This window comes from Pseudoflavonifractor sp. MCC625, from assembly GCF_018784545.1.
In the GTDB taxonomy this organism is placed as follows: domain Bacteria; phylum Bacillota; class Clostridia; order Oscillospirales; family Oscillospiraceae; genus Pseudoflavonifractor_A; species Pseudoflavonifractor_A gallinarum.
On sequence record NZ_WQOJ01000032.1, the window covers coordinates 1 to 17,434 of the forward strand.

Sequence of the window (17,434 nt, forward strand, 5' to 3'; positions counted from 1 at the left end):
TGTTTGATCTCATTCTTGACTCAGTCGAAGATTTTCATACTGTCGAGGAACGTCGATTACACAGAATTTTCTGCGGTCTCATCAGGCCAACAGCTATGAGGTGCAGAGAGAATACTACACCGACAAGATCATGGCCAACCCTGATTGGACGATGGGCGGCATCTTCGCGGATAAAGGCATCACCGGCACCTCCGCAAAAAAGCGTGAAGATTTTATGCGGATGATCAAGCATTGCCGTCAGCACAAGATAGACATGATACTGACCAAGTCCGTCTCCCGCTTCGCACGAAACACGGTGGACTGCCTCTACTACACCCGCACTCTCAAAGCCTTGGGCATCGCCGTAGTCTTCGAAAAAGAGAACATCAACTCTCTGGAGGAGGATAGCGAGCTTCGCATCACCCTCTCCGGTGCCTTCGCACAATCTGAGAGCGAGTCAATCTCTGCCAATGTCACATGGGGCAAACGACGTGCCATGGAAGCTGGCAAAGCAAGTATCCAGTATAAAAAGCTCTATGGCTACCGCAAGGGTGAAGATGGCAAGCCGGAGATCATCCCGGAACAGGCCGCGATCATCCGAAGAATCTACGACCACTATCTGGGCGGCGCCAGTCTGCGAATGCTGAAAGAAGAACTGGAAGCAGAGCAGATCCCCTGCTTCGAGGACTCGCCGGAGTGGTCCATCACCCGTATCCGAAGCATCCTGCAAAACGAAAAATACTGCGGCGATGTTCTGATGCAAAAGACCTTCCGCCAGGACTTCATCAGCCGAAAGACCATCAAGAACACGGGACAGCTCCCCATGTACCTCATTGAAAACCACCACGAAGGCATCATCGACCGCGATAAGTTTAACAAGGTGCAAACTGAGATGGCGCGGCGAAGTGCGGCCAGAAGCCCCTCGCAGAAAGCTCCCACAGGTCTTACATCCTACGCCAGTAAATACGCCCTCTCTGAACGGCTCGTCTGTGGCGAGTGCGGAACGCTCTACCGCAGATGCACGTGGACACAGAAAGGTGAAAAACGCATCGTGTGGCGCTGTGTGAGCCGCCTGGACTACGGAAAGAAATACTGCCACAGTTCGCCTACGCTGGACGAAGCACCGCTCCAGCAGGCAATCCTCGCTGCAATCGCCACCATGATGGCATCAAAGGAAACTCTGATTCGGCAGATCACAGGGTCTCTGAAAGCCGAAGTCATCCCATTCCCCGGCGGGGGATTAAGTCTGGGCGATATCGACCGTAGACTGGCCGAGTTGGAAGTGCAGTTCCAAAAGCTTCTGGAGAAAGCCACCAACGATCCTGCCGCCTACAGTGGGCAGTTCAAGGAGATACTGGACGAGCAGACCTTCCTAAAAGAAAAGCGCACCGCGATCCTTACGGAGAACAAAAGTAACGCCGAGATCCACCAGAGGATCGCAGATGCCGTAGAGCTGTTGGATCGTGACACGCTCAACATTACCGAATGGGACGAAAGCATCATTCGACAGATGGTGGAAACGGTCAAGGTGGTGTCTAAAAACGAGATCATCGTGACCTTAAAAGGCGGTGCGGAAATCAATCAAAGAATGGAGTGAGAAACATGGTCTTTGCAACCGGCGATACCCACGGAAACTTCCTTCGCTTCCATGCGGAGAACTTTCCTGAACAGGAGAACATGACAAAGAGCGACTATGTCATCATCTGTGGTGACTTTGGCGGTGTGTGGGATGGCAGCAAGAAGGAACAGCAAACACTGGATTGGCTGGAGAGCCTGCCGTTTACTGTACTGTTTGTGTCCGGCAACCACGAAAACTTCGACCTCCTGAAAAGACTTCCTGTTGAGGAGTGGCACGGCGGCAAGGTACAGTTTATCCGGCCCCATGTAATTCATCTCCTCCGAGGTCAGGTGTTTGAAATCGAGGGGTACACCTTCTTCACCATGGGCGGTGCCTCTTCCCACGACATTGAGGATGGTATCTTAAATCCGCACGCCGAGGACTTCGAGGAACAATACTGGTTCATGCGGCGAATGCGCTGCCGATTCCGTGTTGACCACCGTACATGGTGGAAAGAGGAACTGCCTTCGGATGAGGAGTATGCGGAAGCACAGAATAATCTGGAGAGGATCGGTTGGGCGGTGGACTATATCATTACCCACTGTGCTCCCAACAGAGTGGTAAAAAAGCTGAATCCAGACTATACCTTCGACCGACTCACGACCTTCCTGGAAACAGTCAGGCGGAAAGCAAAGTTTCACTACTGGCTGTTCGCCCACTATCACGACAACAAAAACATCGAGGAACGGTATGTCCTCCTTTGGGAACAGATCGTTCAAATCATATAAGATTCAAAGCAGAGAAAAGCATGGCAGCTTGCCGTGTTTTTCTCTGCTTTGAACGATAACAAGGTGCCTCGCACCGGAAAGGAGAAGCCATGAATATTCGGAAAGAAATCGACTACAGCACCATGTTCGCCGCGTTGGATCTGGCGATCAGCATGAATATGCCGCAGATGGAGCTGTACTGTGAGATCGGCAAGGCCATTTGTACCCGTACCGAAAAGGGTGCGGCAGTGGCAGCGGCAAGTTATCTGAATGAGCAGTATCCCGATATGGCTGGCTTCTCCCCGCGCAACGTGCGCCGTATGCGGGACTTCTATCGTCTGTATGGTGATGCTCCTGAACTACTTACCAAGGCACTCCGTCTGAACTGGACGCAGAATATAATTATCATGGAAGCGGAGTTGAGCGCAGAGGTTAGAGCATGGTATGTTGATGAGGCACTCCGCTGCGATCCCACCAAAGCCGAACTGCTGGAATTTCTGGCTTCTGCGGCACATCTGCAAATTCCTCTCGACCAAACAGAGGAATGCTGTTATAATAAAAATAATAATGAAGCTTTGGAGTGCAATCAGCGTGAAAAAGTTGCTTTTTGTGTGTCACGGCAATATCTGCCGCAGCCCGATGGCCGAGTTCGTAATGAAGGACTTGGTGAAAAAGGCTGGCCTGGAATCCCAATTCCACATCGAATCCGCGGCTACCAGTCGGGAGGAGATCGGCAGCCCTGTTTACCCTCCCGCACGGCGCAAGCTGGCGGGGCATGGGATCTCCTGCGAGGGTCATGCGGCCCGGCAGCTCACCAATCAGGACTACGAAGAATACGACCTGCTCATCGGCATGGATCAGGCCAACCTGCGGAATATGTACCGCATCTGCGGCGGCGATTTCTCCGACAAGATGTCCCTCCTGATGGAGCATACAGACCGCCCCGGCGATGTGGCCGACCCGTGGTACACCGGAGACTTCGAGACCACCTGGCAGGATGTGCTGGCCGGGTGTCAGGGATTGTTGAAAGAACTTACAGAGAAATGAGGTGTGCATAATGGCGCATGATGATAAGATTCAACTGTTCGAGGACAAGCGTATTCGTACCGCATGGGACGAAGAAAAGGAAGAATGGTATTTTTCTATCGTTGATGTGGTGGCTGTGCTGACCGACCAGCCAGACCAGCGCCGCGCGGCAAAATATTGGAGCGTTATGAAAACGCGGCTGAAAAAAGAAGGAAGTGAGTTGCCTACAAATTGTAGTCAACTGAAAATGCTCTCCGCGGACGGCAAGCGTTACAAGACTGATGTTGCTGATACCGAACAGCTTCTTCGCATCATCCAGTCCATCCCGTCACCCAAGGCTGAACCTTTTAAGCTTTGGCTGGCACAGATAGGCCGTGAGCGTATTGAAGAAACCATCGATCCGGAATTGACCATTGAGCGGGCGTTGGAAACATACCTCAAGAAAGGCTATACCCGCGAATGGATCAATCAGCGGCTCCAGGCGATTCAGGTACGCAAAGAGTTGACGGACGAATGGGATGCCCGTGGAGTACAAAAGGGCGTTGAGTACGCCATCCTTACCGATGAGATTTCCCGCGCATGGTCTGGAATGTCCACGCGGCAGTATAAGAATCTCAAAGGCTTGAAAAAAGAGAATCTTCGTGATAATATGACTACACTGGAACTGGTGTTGAATATGCTGGCGGAGGCGACTACCACGGAAATCTCCAAGCAGAAAGCGCCTACCACTTTTTCTGAAAACATGGCAATAGCCCGCGAGGGTGGCGAAGTCGCCGGAATTGCCCGAAAAGCCGCCGAAGAACGCACCGGTGTGCCGGTGATTATATCCAAGAATGCTGCTCAACTCAATCAGGTTGTAACGAATTTACTGGAGGGCGTTGTCGCAGATAACGATGACGATTCCAGTGAAAGCCAGCAGTAAAACGTGATATATCAAAAACCTGAAATTTTAACTCGGGGGTTCGAAATATCTAAAGTGTTGGGTTATCACAGAAAAAAACATCTCCGTGTGGAGATGTTTTTTTCTGCTCTGAACGTCTGGATTCGAACAGGGCGGCGGCCCGCAGGCCGCAAAAAAGCTGCCGGCGGCAGGTTTTTTAGCCCGCGGGTAGAATCCCCGACGGGTCACCAAAAAGAAGGACACGCTTCGGCGTGTCCTTCTTTTTGGGTTTCGGCGGCTGAAAGCCGCCTCCACCCTTTTACTTAAAATGCTCGGGGCAAATGAATTGCCCCTGCGCCAAGGTTTTGGACCAAAGGCCCAAAACGCTTGTACGGCGCAAAAGCGCCGCCCCGCTGTGCGGGGCCCCGTGGTTGCGTGTCCTCAAAGCCGCTCATACTTTCTATTAAAAAGTCCTGGAGCTGCAACAGTCCAGGGAAAATATCGACTCAAAACAGCTGTCTCAATTGCTTTCAAAAGATACAAAAACAGTTACACGAAATCTTACCCCTGTTTCCTCTCCCCGCCGGGTCACTTCCCCCTCACATACGCCGCCATGGCGTGAATAAGGCACACCACGTTGGCGTCTGCGTAGCCGCCGCCGCTCTTCCAGTAGTCCGGGCTCTTCACGATCCCGGCCTGGGCCAGCGCCTCCACATCGGCGTCCAGATCGGCGGCCGGGGCCCCGCCCCCCTCGCACAGCCCCAGGAATTCCTCCCAGCCGCCGGAGGTGTGCCGGATGGTATGGGGGCAGTCCTTGCCGTTCCAGTGGTGGTGCTGCACCACCCGCTCCAGGGGGATGCCGTGCTCCGCCCTCAGGAGGCGCACCAGGGCAGCCGCGTTCTGTTTGGCCTTTTCCCAGTCCCCGCCCGCGTCCACACAGAGCTCCATGCCGATGCTCTGGGCATTGCCGGGGCCCTTGGCCCCGTCCCCGGCGTGGTAGGCCGTTTCCCCGTCCGGAAGATGCTGGACGATGGCGTGGTCGTCTATGCTCCTTCCTCCCCCCTCCCTCCGCCGCGCAGGCCCTCTGCCAGGCCCGCCGGGGATCGTTGCTCACCGGGTGGAGCTTGCTCAGGGCCAGGCAGGCCGCCATCTCGCACGTCCCCGTCCCGCCGTGGCGGTTCTTGGCCACGATGATCTCCAGCGGGGAGGGGGCAAAGCCGCCGGGCCTGTGCCGGTCGTAGTAGTCCGCCCGGTAGAGGAAGAGCACCCCGTCGGCGTCCTGCTCGATGGCCCCGGTGTCCCGCAGGTGGGAGAGCTGGGGCACCCGGTCCCGCTGGCCCTCGGTCTGGCGGTTGAGCTGGCAGAGCACCAGGGCCGGGATGCGCAGGGTCCGGGCCAGGGTCTTGAGGGCCCCCGAGATCTCGGTCATGTACTCGATGCGGTCCTTCCGCCGCCCCTCCCGGCCGGGGGAGATCTTTCCGATGTAGTCCACCACCAGGAGCCGGAGGTCCTTCACCTGCCGGGCCAGGAGGGCGATGTCGTCCACCGTGACCGAGGGGCTGCGGTTGATGTGCAGGGGCAGGCGGCTGAGCTTGGCGCTGGCCTGGGCCAGCTTCTGATACTCCTCCTCGGTGAGCTGGTCCATGAGCAGGCGGCTGCCCGGAATGCCGGCCAGGCGGCTCAGGCGCTTGGCCGTGAGCTGCTCCTCGTCCATCTCCAGGGACACGAAGAGGACCGGCCCGCTCCGCTCGGCCACCCGGTCGGCGATGTTGAGGGCCACCGTGGTCTTGCCCATGCCCGGCCGGGCCGCCAGGATGTACATGCCCCCCGCCAGCATCCCGCCCCCCAGCAGCAGGTCGATGTCCCGGAAGCCGGTGGGCACGAAGCGGCAGGCCGTCCCGGCGTCCACCTTCCCCCGGTGGTCGAAGAAGGCCAGGAGGGACTCCTCCGGGGCCAGCAGGTCCCCGCCCACGCCCTCGGTCTGGAGCTCCTCCACCCGCCGCCCGGCCTGGGCCAGGATGGCGGCGGTCTCATCGTGCCCGTCCACCCGCCGCTGGAGCTCCTCCCCCAGGCTCCGGATGGCCCGGCGGACCGACTGCTCCCGCACCTGCCTGGCGTAGAGCTCCACATTGGCGGCGGTGGGGGTGATCTCCATGAGCTGCATCAGGTATTCCCGGCTCACGTCGGCGTGCCGGGTCCGGGCCTCCTCCAGGATGGTCAGGGGGTCCACCGGCCGGTTGGCCCGGGCCAGGGCCACCGCCGTGCGGTAGATGGCCCGGTCGGCCTCCAGCACGAAGTCCTCCGGCCGGAGCAGCCCCTCCACCACCGGCAGGCACTGCCCGTCCAGCAGGATGGAGCCCACCACCGCCTGTTCGGCCTCCAGGCCGTCAGTCATCATAGACCACTACCTCCTCCCCGTCGATCAGCTCCAGGTGATACCTGCGCGCCCCCCGCGTCCTCCGCCTCCCGCTCCTGTGGAACACACCGTCCCCCTCCTGGGGGACTTTAGGGGGTATATTCTCTTTTCTTGACTTACTCTCTCCGCCATTTTTGTCGGGAGGGGTCCCGTCAATTTTGTCAGGAGGGGTCCCGTCATTTCTGTCGGGAGGGGGTACCCGCTCTTCCCCCGCCCGGCCGGGGAAGATCCGCCGCTCCAACACCTGCCGGTCCGGCCCCCGGCGCACCTCCAGGCGCAGGTATCCCTCCCGGGTCAGCTCGGCCAGCAGCCGGGTGACGGTCCGGTCGCTCATCCCCAGGCGGGCGCAGAAATAGCCGTTGTGGGCGTGGCAGTACCCCGTCCGGCAGGCGAGGGCCTCGATCTCCCCGTACAGCAGCTTGGCCTTGGCGGACAGCCGCCGGTCATACCGGAGGGCGGCCGGGATCCGGACCCAGTCCGATGCACTCTGTCTCCTCTGTTCCATGGCATATCCTCGTACTAATGTTCTATAATCTCCTTATAGGATATCATACACCCGTTCTAGTATCTTGTCAAGATATTTTTGAAAGACAAGTTTCCGTAAAAAAAGACCGACGGGCGCTCCGAAACAGAGCGCCCGTCGGCCTGCAAAGGGTAGAAAGGTGGAGAGAGGAACGTGCGGTTTATTTCGCCGTGTTCTCCGCGAAGTTCATGAGGATCTGGGCCACCTCCGCCCGGGTGGCGGTGCCGGTGGGATCCAGGATGGTGGCGGTCTTGCCGTTCAGGAGACCGTCGCCCACCGCCCAGGACATGGCGTGCTCAGCCCAGCCGGAGATCTTGTCCCGGTCGGCAAAGGCGCTCAGGTCGGCGGTGGCGGTGACGTCGTAGTCCTTGTACTGGGCGTAGCGGTAGAGGATGACGGCCATCTGCTCCCGGGTGACCGGGTCCTCGGGGCCGAACTTGCCGCTGCCGTAGCCGTCCACGATGCCGGCGGAGGCCGCCCAGTTGACCGCCTTGGCATACCAGGCGTCGGCGGGGACATCCACGAAGGAGGTGCCGGCCGCGGCGGGCTTCTCCTCCAGGTTGTAGAGGACCTGGGCGATCATGCCGCGGGTGAGGTTGGCGGCGGGGGCAAACTGGGTGTCGCTGGTGCCCGTCATCATGTGGTGCTCATAGGTGTAGCACACGGCCTCATAGTACCAGTCGCCCTCCTTCACGTCGGTGAAGGGCAGGGTCACCGCGCCCTCCTCCACAAAGGTGGCCTCCACGGTGACGGAGGTGTCGGGCATGGTGAAGGTGTACTTGTTCTCGCTCTTCTCGGTGAGCTTGCGCTCCTCCCCGTCCCGGTCGGTGACGGTGAGGGTGTCCAGCACATAGCCCTCGTCGGGCTGGACGGTCAGGGTCACCGTGGCGCCCTGGGAGGCCCAGGTGCTGCTGCTGGTCACCTTGCCGTGCTCGCTCTCCTCCACCTTGATGGCGTAGGTGCTGGAGGAGCCGCCCGAGCTGGGATTGCGGACCTCGATGGTCTTCTCCCCGGCGCCGATGACCTTGCCGGAGTCCAGATCCACCAGCTGGAAGGTGGCCTTGTAGGTGCCCTTCTGGTCAAAGACCAGCTTCAGGTCGGTCTTGGCGCTGTAATTGGCGCTCACCGGGAAGCCGCCGTCGGGGCCCCACTGGCCCACCTCGGCCAGGTTGTACTCCTTGCCGGTCTCGTCGGTGGCCAGGATCTGGGGCTTGGCCCCCTCGGGGGCCTCCACCGCGATCTGAATGAGGGCGTGGGCATAGGCGGGGGCGTTGGGATCGCCCTTCAGGGTGGCGCTGCCCTGGCCGCTCTGGTTGGGACGCAGGGTGTCGGGGGCCTAGATGTCAAAGGTGTAGGCGTGGCCCACCGTGATCTGGAAGGACCCGCCGCCCAGCACCGCGCGGTCCTGGTCCAGGTCCACCAGCTGGAAGGTGGCCTTGTAGGTGCCCGGCTGATCAAAGACCAGCTTCAGGGGGGTGTCGGCCCGGTAGCCGGCCTCCACATGGAAGCCGCCGTCGGGGCCCCACTGGCCCACCTCGGCCAGGTTGTGCTCCTGACCGGTGGTGTCGGTGGCCAGGATCTGGGGCTTGGCCCCCTCGGGACCCTCCACCGTGATCTGGATGAGGGCGTGGTCATAGGCAGGGGCGCTCTCCAGGCCCACCAGGGCGGCGGAGGCGGAGGCGTTCTGGCCCACCACCATGGTCTTGGGGGCGGTGATGGAGAAGTAGTAGTCGGACTCGGTGATGACGAAGTCCTTCTCCGCCGTGCCGGTGAAGTTGCCCTGACCGGTGACGGTCACGGTGCCCACGCCCACGGCGGTGTTGTTGGTGTAGCTTACGGTGTAATCGCCCTGGCTCAGGGTGAGGCCGTCCACGGTCACGGAGGTGACCTCAGGCTCCACGGGGCTGCCGGTGTAGACGAAGCCGTCCTGGGGCAGGGTCACGGCGGCGCCCGCGATGTCCTTGGGCTCGATCACAAAGTCCACGGTGATGGTGCCGGTGTAGTTGCCCATACCGGTGATCTCCACGGGGTAGGTGCCCGCGGCGGTGCGCTCGGTGAGGGCGGCGGTGTAGTCCCGATCCTGCACCAGGGTGCTGCCGCCGTCCTCCACGAGGAGGGCGGGGGTGTGGCCCTGGCCGTCATAGGTCACCCGGGAGACCGACGCCATCTCGGCGCTCAGGGCCTTGGGGGTGATGGTCAGGGCGGCGGTGGCGGTACCCAGGTAGTCGTCATTCTCGGCGGTGATGGTGACGGTGTAGGTACCCACGTCGGTGGGAGGCGTCATGCTGTCATAGCCCTGGCCCTGATACTGGTAGGTGAAGGTGAACTCCCCGCCGGTATACTCGCCGGTGACGCTGGCCGGGCCCACGCCCTGGCTCTCACCGTTGTAGGGGACGCTCACGTCGTCGCACAGGATGGCCCCCTCGGGGAGCACGTCCTTGTTGGCCGAGCGGATGGTCACCACGGCGTTGATCTCCTCGTAGGTGTCGGAGGCGATCTTCAGGTCGATGGAGGCCGTCTTGTCCACCTCATAGACCGGGTTGTAGGTCACGGTCATGGTGGAGCCGGAGATGACGGGCTCCCCGCTCAGGATGCCGTCGGTGTCGGTCATGCCCACATAGGTATAGCTGGGGTTGAGGGCGTCGGGCACCAGGCGGTTCAGGTTCACGTCCACCGAGCCGCCGGTCTCGCCCACCCGGATGTTCTGGGTCAGCTGGGCGGTGCCGGAGTAGATCCCCTTGCCCACGCTGGCGGTGGGGTCGGAGGTCACGGTGCCGGTGCAGTTGGAGGCCTGCACCGCCACGCGAATGGTGTGGCCCACGTCCTGGGCGGTGAGCTGGTAGGAGGCGCCCACCGCGCCGGAGATGGCCGATCCGGAGCGCATCCACTGGTAGGAGAGGGTGCCCATCTCGGCCTCGTCCGGGGTCACCGTGAGGCCGGTGGTCACGGCGGTGAGGGTGTCGCCCATCCGGGGCGCGGGGTTGTCGATGGTGACGGTGCCGCCCAGCTCGCCCCGCACGGCGCCGCCGGTGTAGCCCAGAGTCTCGTTCTGGAAGAAGAGCTGGGGATAGGGGCAATCGCTCACGGACTGCCAATAATCGCTGGTCCAGCCCTCGGCGGCGTAGGTGCTCCACTGGCTGGCCTGGGCGCGGGTGATCTTGCCGCCCTTGGCGTTGTCCTCGGCGTTGCCGCTGATGTCGTCCACGGCCAGGGCAGTGTTCTTGGTGACGATGTCCTTGGTGCCCTCCTGCCAGATGTTGCCGAAGCCGTTGTCCACCCACTTGCCGGGCTCGGCGTCGGTGGTGTAGACCAGGGCGGCCTTGCTCACGTCGGCGCGGCCGTAGACCGCCACCGAGTCGGACAGGACGAAGCTGTCGGTGAAGTAGGCGCCGCTGCGCAGGTTGTAGTCCTCCCGAATGGCGTGGATGAGGCCGGCCAGACCGCCCGCCCGGGCGGCGCCGTAGTTGCCCTCGGCGCTGACCTCACCGGCGTTGTAGCTCTGCTCCACGCCGGTCTGGTAGTTGCCCTGGCCCACCAGGCCGCCGGCGACCACGTCGCAGTCGTTGGTGGAGTCGGTATTCTCGGCCGTCACATCGCCGTAGTTGTAGGAGCCGTGGATGAGCACGGCATTGCCGTTGTCACCCACCAGGCCGCCGGCCAGGAAGGAGGAGCGGTACATGCCGCCCATCCCCTGTCCGCCGGTGGCGAAGATGTCGCCGGCGTTGTAGCAGACATGGATGGAGCTGCTGGAATAATTGCTGCCCACCAGGCCGCCGGCCGTGGTGTAGGCGGTGGAGGCATAGGCGGTCACGGCGCCGGTGTTGAAGCAGTACTGCATCCCCAGGCGGCCGTACTCGTCCTTGGAGTGGGCATAGCCCACCAGGCCGCCGGCGTCCACGGCGCAGCTGTATCCGCTGCCCGTCACCTTGGCCCGGTTGTAGGAGGCCGACACCATCACGCTGCTGCCGTAGGTGCTGCTGTAGCGGTTGGTCTCGGCCCGGCCCACCAGGCCGCCCACGTAGCCGGCCGACTCGCCGGAGGAATTGAAGGAGACCGTGCCGGTCACATAGCAGTTCATGAGGACCGTGGCCCCTCCGGCGGTGCTGGTGGCATAGCCCACCAGGCCACCCACGTTGGAGGCGGTGGTGCTGCCCTGGGAGTCGCTGTCCACCTTGATGTTCACGTTCTCCAGGCCCAGGTCAAAGATCTGGGCATTTCTGGCCGCGCCGAACAGACCGAAGTCGTTTCGTCCGTTCCGCCCGGTGATGGTCAGATTGCGGATCACATACCCGCAGCCGTCCAGCGTGCCGGTAAAGGGCTTGCTCTGGCTGCCGAGGGGGACCCACTCCTCCCCGGAGAGATCGATGTCCCCGGTCAGGTAGTAGGCGCCGCTCAGATCGCTGCTGATGTTCTTCAGGTCCTCCGCTGTGGACACGGCGGTCCAGCCGCTGTGGTCCATCTTCTGGAAGTCCGTGATAAAGTTGTCCCGGTTGGCCGTATTGGCCGCCAGCGCCGAGACCGGCAGAAGCATCAGCACCATGCAGCACGCCACCAGCGAGGACAGCAGGCGCTTGATTCTGGTCATGATCTTGTATCACTCCTTCTTCTGATTTTGGGTATCCGCGCAATGAAAAACAGGGTCAAATACCACTCCTCTCCTGTGTTTCCCGAACGAAAGTCAAATTAAGGAAACCTTTCTGGGATAACTCTATCCCATTTTGTCACAAGATACAATATCCTGGCTGCATAGTGTTTTGCGCTTTGTCATTTCGGTCAACCCCCCTGCTCCGCGCCAAAACGGGGCCCCCCGCCCTGTGTGCGGAGAGCCCCGTGAGAGGGAGATCCTATTCGCTTTTGATGGCCTCCAGCGCCGGGATCTGCACCGCCTTGTTGGCGGGATAGTACCCGGAGGCCAGGCCGATGAGCACCGAGAAGAAGATGCCGAACACCGGCAGCCACAGGGGGATCACCGACAGCCGCCGCACCCCCTCGCCCCCCAGCAGGGCGGGGAGCAGGTTCTCCACCGACGGCCCCAGGGAGACCAGGTTCACGATCAGGGAGATGATCCCGCTGCTCACGCAGCCCACCACCCCGCCGATCAGGCCGATGGCCCCCGCCTCGGCCAGGAACATCACCCGGATGTCGGTGACATAGCAGCCCAGGGACTTCATGATGCCGATCTCCCGGGTGCGCTCGGAGATGGACATGATCATGGTGTTGGTGATGCCCAGGGCGGCCACGAAGAGGGAGATGGCCCCCAGGCCGCCCAGCATCATCTGCTTCTGCCGGGCCTCCTGCTCCATTGGCTTGCGGATGCTCTCCATGGACTCGGTGTTGTAGCCCATGGCCTTGATCTCCTGCTCCACCGGCTCCACCTGGTCGATGCCCGTGACCTTCACCAGCACCGAGGTGTAGGGGAGGGCCTTCTTCTTCCCCCGCTGGATCTTGTCCCAGATGCCCCGCAGGTCGGACAGGCTCATCATCAGCCCGTCGGAGGTCTCGCTCCCCTTGGCGTAGTCCTCCTTGGTCACCCCGGCCACCGTGATGGGGAAGGTGTACTTGCCCCCGTCGTGCTCGATCTCCAGGGTCATCTTCCCCTTCATGGGGTCCAGGTAGGGGGGCGGAAACTCCGTGAGCTGTCCGTTCTCGTCCAGCTCCCCGCCCCAGCGGTCCACCATGTTCCGCCCCTCGGGGCGCAGGGTGTCCTTGAAGTTATAGGCCAGGTACTCCCCCGCCATGACCTCCCCGCTCCGGTGGGCGGTTGCCCCCTGGGTGAGGCGGAAGCCCAGGGGCTCCAGGGTGTCCATGTCCACCCCGGCCACGGTGGTCCACTCGGCGATGTACCGGTTGCCCGTGCCCGCCAGAAGGCGGATGCGGTCGGCCTCCAGGCTCTGCTTGGGGGTGACGGCCTCCACGCCCCCCAGACTGCGCAGGCGCTTGACCAGGGCCTCGTCCAGCTTGGTCTTGCCCTTGCCCCCCTGGGGGGCGTTGACCGTGATGATGGTCAGGTCCCCCATCTGGGCCAGCAGGCTCTCCTGGGCCTCCTTCATGCCGATGCCCAGGGAGACCATGATGACGATGGAGCAGCAGCCGATGAACACCCCCAGCACCGTCAGAAGGGTGCGGGATTTCCGCCGCAGCAGGTTTTGCAGGCACATGCGCATCAGGTCCTTGCGTCTCAAGGCTCACTCTCCTCCTCCCAGGAGGTCCAGTCCCCGCCCTCCTCGGTCTGGGGCTTGGCGCGGCCCTTCTTCCACCGGAGGAGGGCCAGGAGGAGCACCAGTCCGCCGCCGCTGCCGCCCAGGACCAGGGGCCAGGGGAAGGGCTGTCCCTCCTCCTCCCCCGCTCCGGGGGCCGGGTCCTCAGAGGGGACGAACTCCTCCACCTGGAGCTCCACGGGGAATTCCCGGGTCTGGAGCTGCTGGTCGGCGTTCTCATAGGTGACCCGGAGGACCAGGGAGAGGGGCCCGGCCTTCTCGGGGGTGACGGCAAAGCCGATGGCCCCGCTGCTCCCGGCGCTGAGGTTGCCCAGGTACTGGGTCCGGGCGGGGGTGGTCACCCCCTCGCCCACCACGGTGGCCTCCACGTTGGCGATGTCGTCCTTGCCCTTGTTCACATAGGCCAGAGTGAGCTCCAGCTCCTCCCCCTCGGTGGCGGTCTCGGGCAGGGTGGGGGCGTTGATCTGGAGGCGGTCGGGCTGGTAGAGGGGGATGGAGACCTTGATGTCCGAGGTGGCCTGGGCCCGCTTGGCCCCGTCCACATACTCGTACTTGAAGCCGATGGAGACGCTCTGGGCGCCGCTCTTGCCGGTGGGGACGGCCCGCATGGGGACCTCCCGGGTCTGGCTCTCCCCGGCGCCCAGGGCGGGGTAGTAGAAGGTGTTGGTGCTGCCGTTCATGGCGAAGCTCTCCCCGCCCTCCACGGTGACCACCAGGTTTTCGATCCCCAGCCGCCCGGTGTTCTCAAAGGTGAAGGAGAGGGGGAAGGAGCTCCCCGAGGCCACCGACCCCTCCCCGTAGGAGAAGGAGCGGATGACCACGTTGGGCTGGGGGCTGTCCCCCTTCCCGGTAGGGACGGCGGTGAGGTTGATGCGGTCGGAGGCGGTGGCCTGGGCCATGGTCTCCCCGTTGTGGTAGCTGTATTTCAGCTCGGTGCTCAGGGACTGGTTGGCCGAGCCGATCTCGGCCGCCCCCTGGATGCGCAGGGTGAGGGAGGCGCTCTTCCCCGGCTCCAGGTCGGGCAGGAGGAAGGAGGAGGCGTCGTTCAAAAGCAGGATGGCGTCCGAGGGGGTCACCGTCACCATGGGGGAGACCACCTTGGTGGTCCCCGCGTTGCGGAAGGAGAGCTCCACGCTGCGGCTCTCCCCGGCGGCCAGGGGCTTGGGGGCGGCCGAGCGGGTGAGGATCACCAGGGGCTGGGCCACGCTCTCCCGGGGCACGGCGGGGATGCCCACCTTGTCGGAGGCGGTGGCCTGGGTGAGCATGCCGCCGTTGTCGTAGCCGAACTTGAGCTCGGTGCTCAGGGACTGGTTGGCCGAGTTCATGTCCCGGGCGGCCTGGAAGCGGACGGTGATGCTCCCGGTCTTGCCCGGCGCGATGTCCCCCAGGAGGAAGGTGGTGGTGTCGTTGAGGAGCATCAGTGACTCGCTGGCGGTGACCGATGCCACCGCCCCCACCAGCTTGGTGGTGCCGCTGTTCTGGAAAGAGATGGTCACCTCCCTCGTCTCCCCGGGGGCCACGGGCTTTTCCAGGGGGGAGCGGGTGACCAGCACCGGTGGCTGGGGCACGCTCTCCCGGCCCAGGGCGGGGATGCTGATCTTGTCGGTGATGCTCCCCTGGACCAGGGAGATGTTGTTGTGGTAGTTGAAGCGCAGCTCCACCCCCAGGGACTGGGCGGGGCTCTGGATGACGCTGGCCGCCTTGATCCGGAGCTTGACGGTGGCGCTCTTCTTCCCGGCGATCTCGTCCAGTGGGAAGGAGTTGCTCCCCCCCAGGATCTCCAGGCCCTCGGTGGGGGTGAAGACGGCCACGGGGGATTTCAGCCGGGCGTTGCTCAGGTTGCGGAAGGTGATGGTGAGCTCCGCCTCCTGCCCGGCCTGGATGGGCTGCTTCAGCTCATTGCGGGAGACCGTCACCAGGGGGACGGGGGCGGCGTCCGGGGTGGAGGGGATCTCGGGCGCCCGCTCGGGGGCCTCGTAGACCACGGCCTCGGTGACGGTCACCTCCATGGTCTGGTAGGAGTCGGCCTGTCCGGCGGTGCCCACCTGGAGGCGCAGGCTCTGCCCCACGCCCTTGTAGGTGACGCCCGTCAGGAGGATCTCGTAGCGCAGGGGGGCTCCGTCCTCGGAGACCCGGCGGACGTTGACGCTCCCGCCGGTGAAGCTGTCCTCCAGCTTGGTGATGTCCAGGGCGGCGGGGTCGCCGGCGCCGGTGCCGTCCCCGGTGTCCTTGACGGTGACGGCGATGTTGACGGTGTCGCCCTTGGTGACCCGGGCGGCGGTGCGCCCGGCGGAGTCCTGGACGGTGTAGCCTGTCACATAGAGGGTGCCCCCCTCGGCGGCGGCCGCGGCGGGCAGCACGCCCAGCAGCAGCGCCAGGAGGAGCAGGAGGGCCCCGCCCCGGCGGAATGGATTACGCTTCATATTGACTCTTCTCCTTCTGGTTGACTTGGTTGCCCACGATCTCCCCGTCGATGAGGGTGACGATGCGGTCGGCGTAGGCGGCCATCTCCGGGTCGTGGGTGACCAGGATGATGGTCTGGTGGTAGCGGCGGGCAAAGGCGCAGATCATCTCCATGATCTCGGCGGTGGTCTTGGAGTCCAGGTTTCCGGTGGGCTCGTCGGCAAAGACCACGTCGGGCCGGGCGATGAAGGCCCGGGCGATGCCCGCCCGCTGCTGCTGGCCGCCCGACATCTGCCCCGGGAAGTGGTCCAGCCGGTGGGAGAGCCCCACCCGGCACAGCAGCTTCCGGGCCGCCGCCTCCCGCTCGGCCCGGGGGACTCCCCGGAACATGAGCGGCATGGCCACGTTCTCGGTGGCGGTCAGGTTGGGCAGCAGGTTGTAGGACTGGAACACGAAGCCCAGGTGCTGCTGCCGGAAGGAGGCCAGCTGCCGCTCGCTCAGGCGGGAGATGGGCACGCCGCCGATGCGCACCTCTCCCCGGGTAGGCTTCTCCATGCCGGCCAGCTGGTTGAGCAGGGTGCTCTTCCCCGAGCCGGAGGTGCCGAAGATGCAGCAGATCTCCCCCCGCATGACGTGCAGGTTGATGCGTTTCAGGGCCACTACCGTCTCATCGCCGATGGGATACTCCTTGCGGAGGTCCTTCACCTCGATGACGGGGCGGCCGCGCAGGTCAGGTCCGTTCACAGGACGCTCCCCCCTTTCCGAGGCTTATTTTACCGTCCCCGTCTTTACACACCCTTTGCCCAGGTTTAAGATTTGGAAAGATTCCGCGTGTCGAACTGCTTCGACACGCTTCTCAAAAATGCAAGCATTTTTTCGAGGGGGAAGCAGGCCGCTGCATGCGGGCGGCGGAACTCTGCGAGGCTTTTACCAGCAAACCCGCATCCGCACATGCAAAAAGGCCCCCCGGGAATTGCTCCCGGGGGGCCTTGTAATGGTTTGGCAAAGGGTCAAATTTCGGTTATTCGGCGTCTTCGATCAGGCCGTAGCCGCCGTCGTTGCGCTTATACACCACGGAGAAGGCGCCGTCGTTGTCCACGTCCTTGAAGGCGAAGAAGGTGTGGTCCACCAGGTTCATCTGGAGCACCGCCTCTTCCACCGTCATGGGCTTGATGGGGAACTTCTTGGTGCGGACGATGCGGAACTCATCCTCCTCCACCTCGGGCACGAAGGAGGAGATCTCCTCCTCCACCGAGCGGACAAAGGCGTCCTGGCGCAGGCGCTTTTCCAGGCGGGCCTTGTTCTTGCGCAGCTGCCGCTCCACCGAGGCCACCGCGGCGTCGATGGTGGCGAACATATCGGACGTACTCTCCGCCACGCGGATGATGGTGCCGCCGGAGCGGACCGTCAGTTCCACGTTGTTGCGGTCTTTTTCAACACTAAAGACAATGGAAGCCTCCGCGTCCGCCTTGAAATAGCGGTCCAGCTTGCCCACTTTCTTCTCGGCATAGGCATGCACCTTGTTGGGGAGGTTAACCTTCTTGTCAGTAAACACGAACTTCATAGTGTCAGCTCCTTCCGCCCTCTGGATGAGAGGGCTTTTGTCGTTGCCCACGGGTCATGGGACCCGTATGGAGAAACCGCCCAGCGATTTCCTTGTCACA

Annotated in this window: 12 protein-coding genes and 2 pseudogenes; 5 read left to right on the plus strand and 9 right to left on the minus strand. The window is 62.7% G+C overall.

Translation table 11 applies throughout. The annotated features are described in order from the left end of the window. Nucleotides 1-46: 46 nt before the first annotated feature. From GPK94_RS16280 to GPK94_RS10645, 5 genes and pseudogenes are all read left to right on the plus strand, one after another. Nucleotides 47-871, plus strand: a pseudogene (locus GPK94_RS16280) (recombinase family protein); the annotation flags it as partial. Beyond that, nucleotides 872-1,576: a zinc ribbon domain-containing protein gene (locus GPK94_RS16285; protein ID WP_256447366.1), complete on the plus strand. Its 705-nt coding sequence runs from the start codon at nt 872-874 to the stop codon at nt 1,574-1,576. It begins immediately after the preceding pseudogene. Nucleotides 1,577-1,581: 5 nt separating this feature from the next. Further along, complete coding sequence (locus GPK94_RS10630) at nt 1,582-2,325, plus strand: metallophosphoesterase family protein (RefSeq protein WP_215655761.1); 744 nt, start codon at nt 1,582-1,584, stop codon at nt 2,323-2,325. A gap of 570 nt (nt 2,326-2,895) precedes the next feature. Next, a complete protein-coding gene (locus GPK94_RS10640; RefSeq protein WP_215655762.1) occupies nt 2,896-3,351 on the plus strand; it encodes a low molecular weight protein-tyrosine-phosphatase in 456 nt (151 codons plus the stop codon). 10 nt (nt 3,352-3,361) lie between these two features. Further along, nucleotides 3,362-4,252 carry a Bro-N domain-containing protein gene (locus GPK94_RS10645; protein ID WP_215655763.1) on the plus strand — a complete coding sequence of 297 codons (891 nt, stop codon included), beginning with the start codon at nt 3,362-3,364 and terminating at the stop codon, nt 4,250-4,252. Nucleotides 4,253-4,798: 546 nt separating this feature from the next. Here GPK94_RS10645 and GPK94_RS16100 read toward each other — a convergent pair. The 9 genes and pseudogenes from GPK94_RS16100 to raiA form a co-directional block, all read right to left on the minus strand. After that, on the minus strand, nt 4,799-5,314 hold the full coding sequence (locus GPK94_RS16100; protein ID WP_346728029.1) for an N-acetylmuramoyl-L-alanine amidase: 516 nt from the start codon (nt 5,312-5,314) through the stop codon (nt 4,799-4,801). Nucleotides 5,315-5,363: 49 nt separating this feature from the next. Further along, nucleotides 5,364-6,608: pseudogene (locus GPK94_RS16105) on the minus strand (DnaB-like helicase C-terminal domain-containing protein); the annotation flags it as partial. Continuing rightward, entirely contained in the window at nt 6,598-7,131 is a 534-nt protein-coding gene (locus GPK94_RS10655) for a helix-turn-helix domain-containing protein (protein WP_215655765.1), read from the minus strand. The gene GPK94_RS10655 and the pseudogene GPK94_RS16105, both read right to left, overlap by 11 nt. 178 nt (nt 7,132-7,309) lie before the next feature. After that, entirely contained in the window at nt 7,310-8,383 is a 1,074-nt protein-coding gene (locus GPK94_RS10660; protein WP_346728019.1) for an S-layer homology domain-containing protein, read from the minus strand. Nucleotides 8,384-8,485: 102 nt separating this feature from the next. Then, entirely contained in the window at nt 8,486-11,734 is a 3,249-nt protein-coding gene (locus GPK94_RS10665; RefSeq protein WP_215655766.1) for an MBG domain-containing protein, read from the minus strand. Nucleotides 11,735-11,993: 259 nt separating this feature from the next. Next, the gene (locus GPK94_RS10670; RefSeq protein ID WP_215655767.1) at nt 11,994-13,331 is read right to left on the minus strand and encodes an ABC transporter permease; all 1,338 of its coding nucleotides are present in this window, start codon (nt 13,329-13,331) and stop codon (nt 11,994-11,996) included. Beyond that, nucleotides 13,328-15,790: a hypothetical protein gene (locus GPK94_RS10675; RefSeq protein WP_215655768.1), complete on the minus strand. Its 2,463-nt coding sequence runs from the start codon at nt 15,788-15,790 to the stop codon at nt 13,328-13,330. Before GPK94_RS10675 ends, GPK94_RS10670 begins: the two co-directional genes overlap by 4 nt. Then, nucleotides 15,780-16,514: an ABC transporter ATP-binding protein gene (locus tag GPK94_RS10680; protein WP_328821014.1), complete on the minus strand. Its 735-nt coding sequence runs from the start codon at nt 16,512-16,514 to the stop codon at nt 15,780-15,782. The genes GPK94_RS10675 and GPK94_RS10680 overlap by 11 nt, the downstream gene beginning before the upstream one ends. 277 nt (nt 16,515-16,791) lie before the next feature. After that, on the minus strand, nt 16,792-17,334 hold the full coding sequence (gene raiA, locus GPK94_RS10685) for a ribosome-associated translation inhibitor RaiA (RefSeq protein ID WP_101693647.1): 543 nt from the start codon (nt 17,332-17,334) through the stop codon (nt 16,792-16,794). Nucleotides 17,335-17,434: the final 100 nt, after the last annotated feature.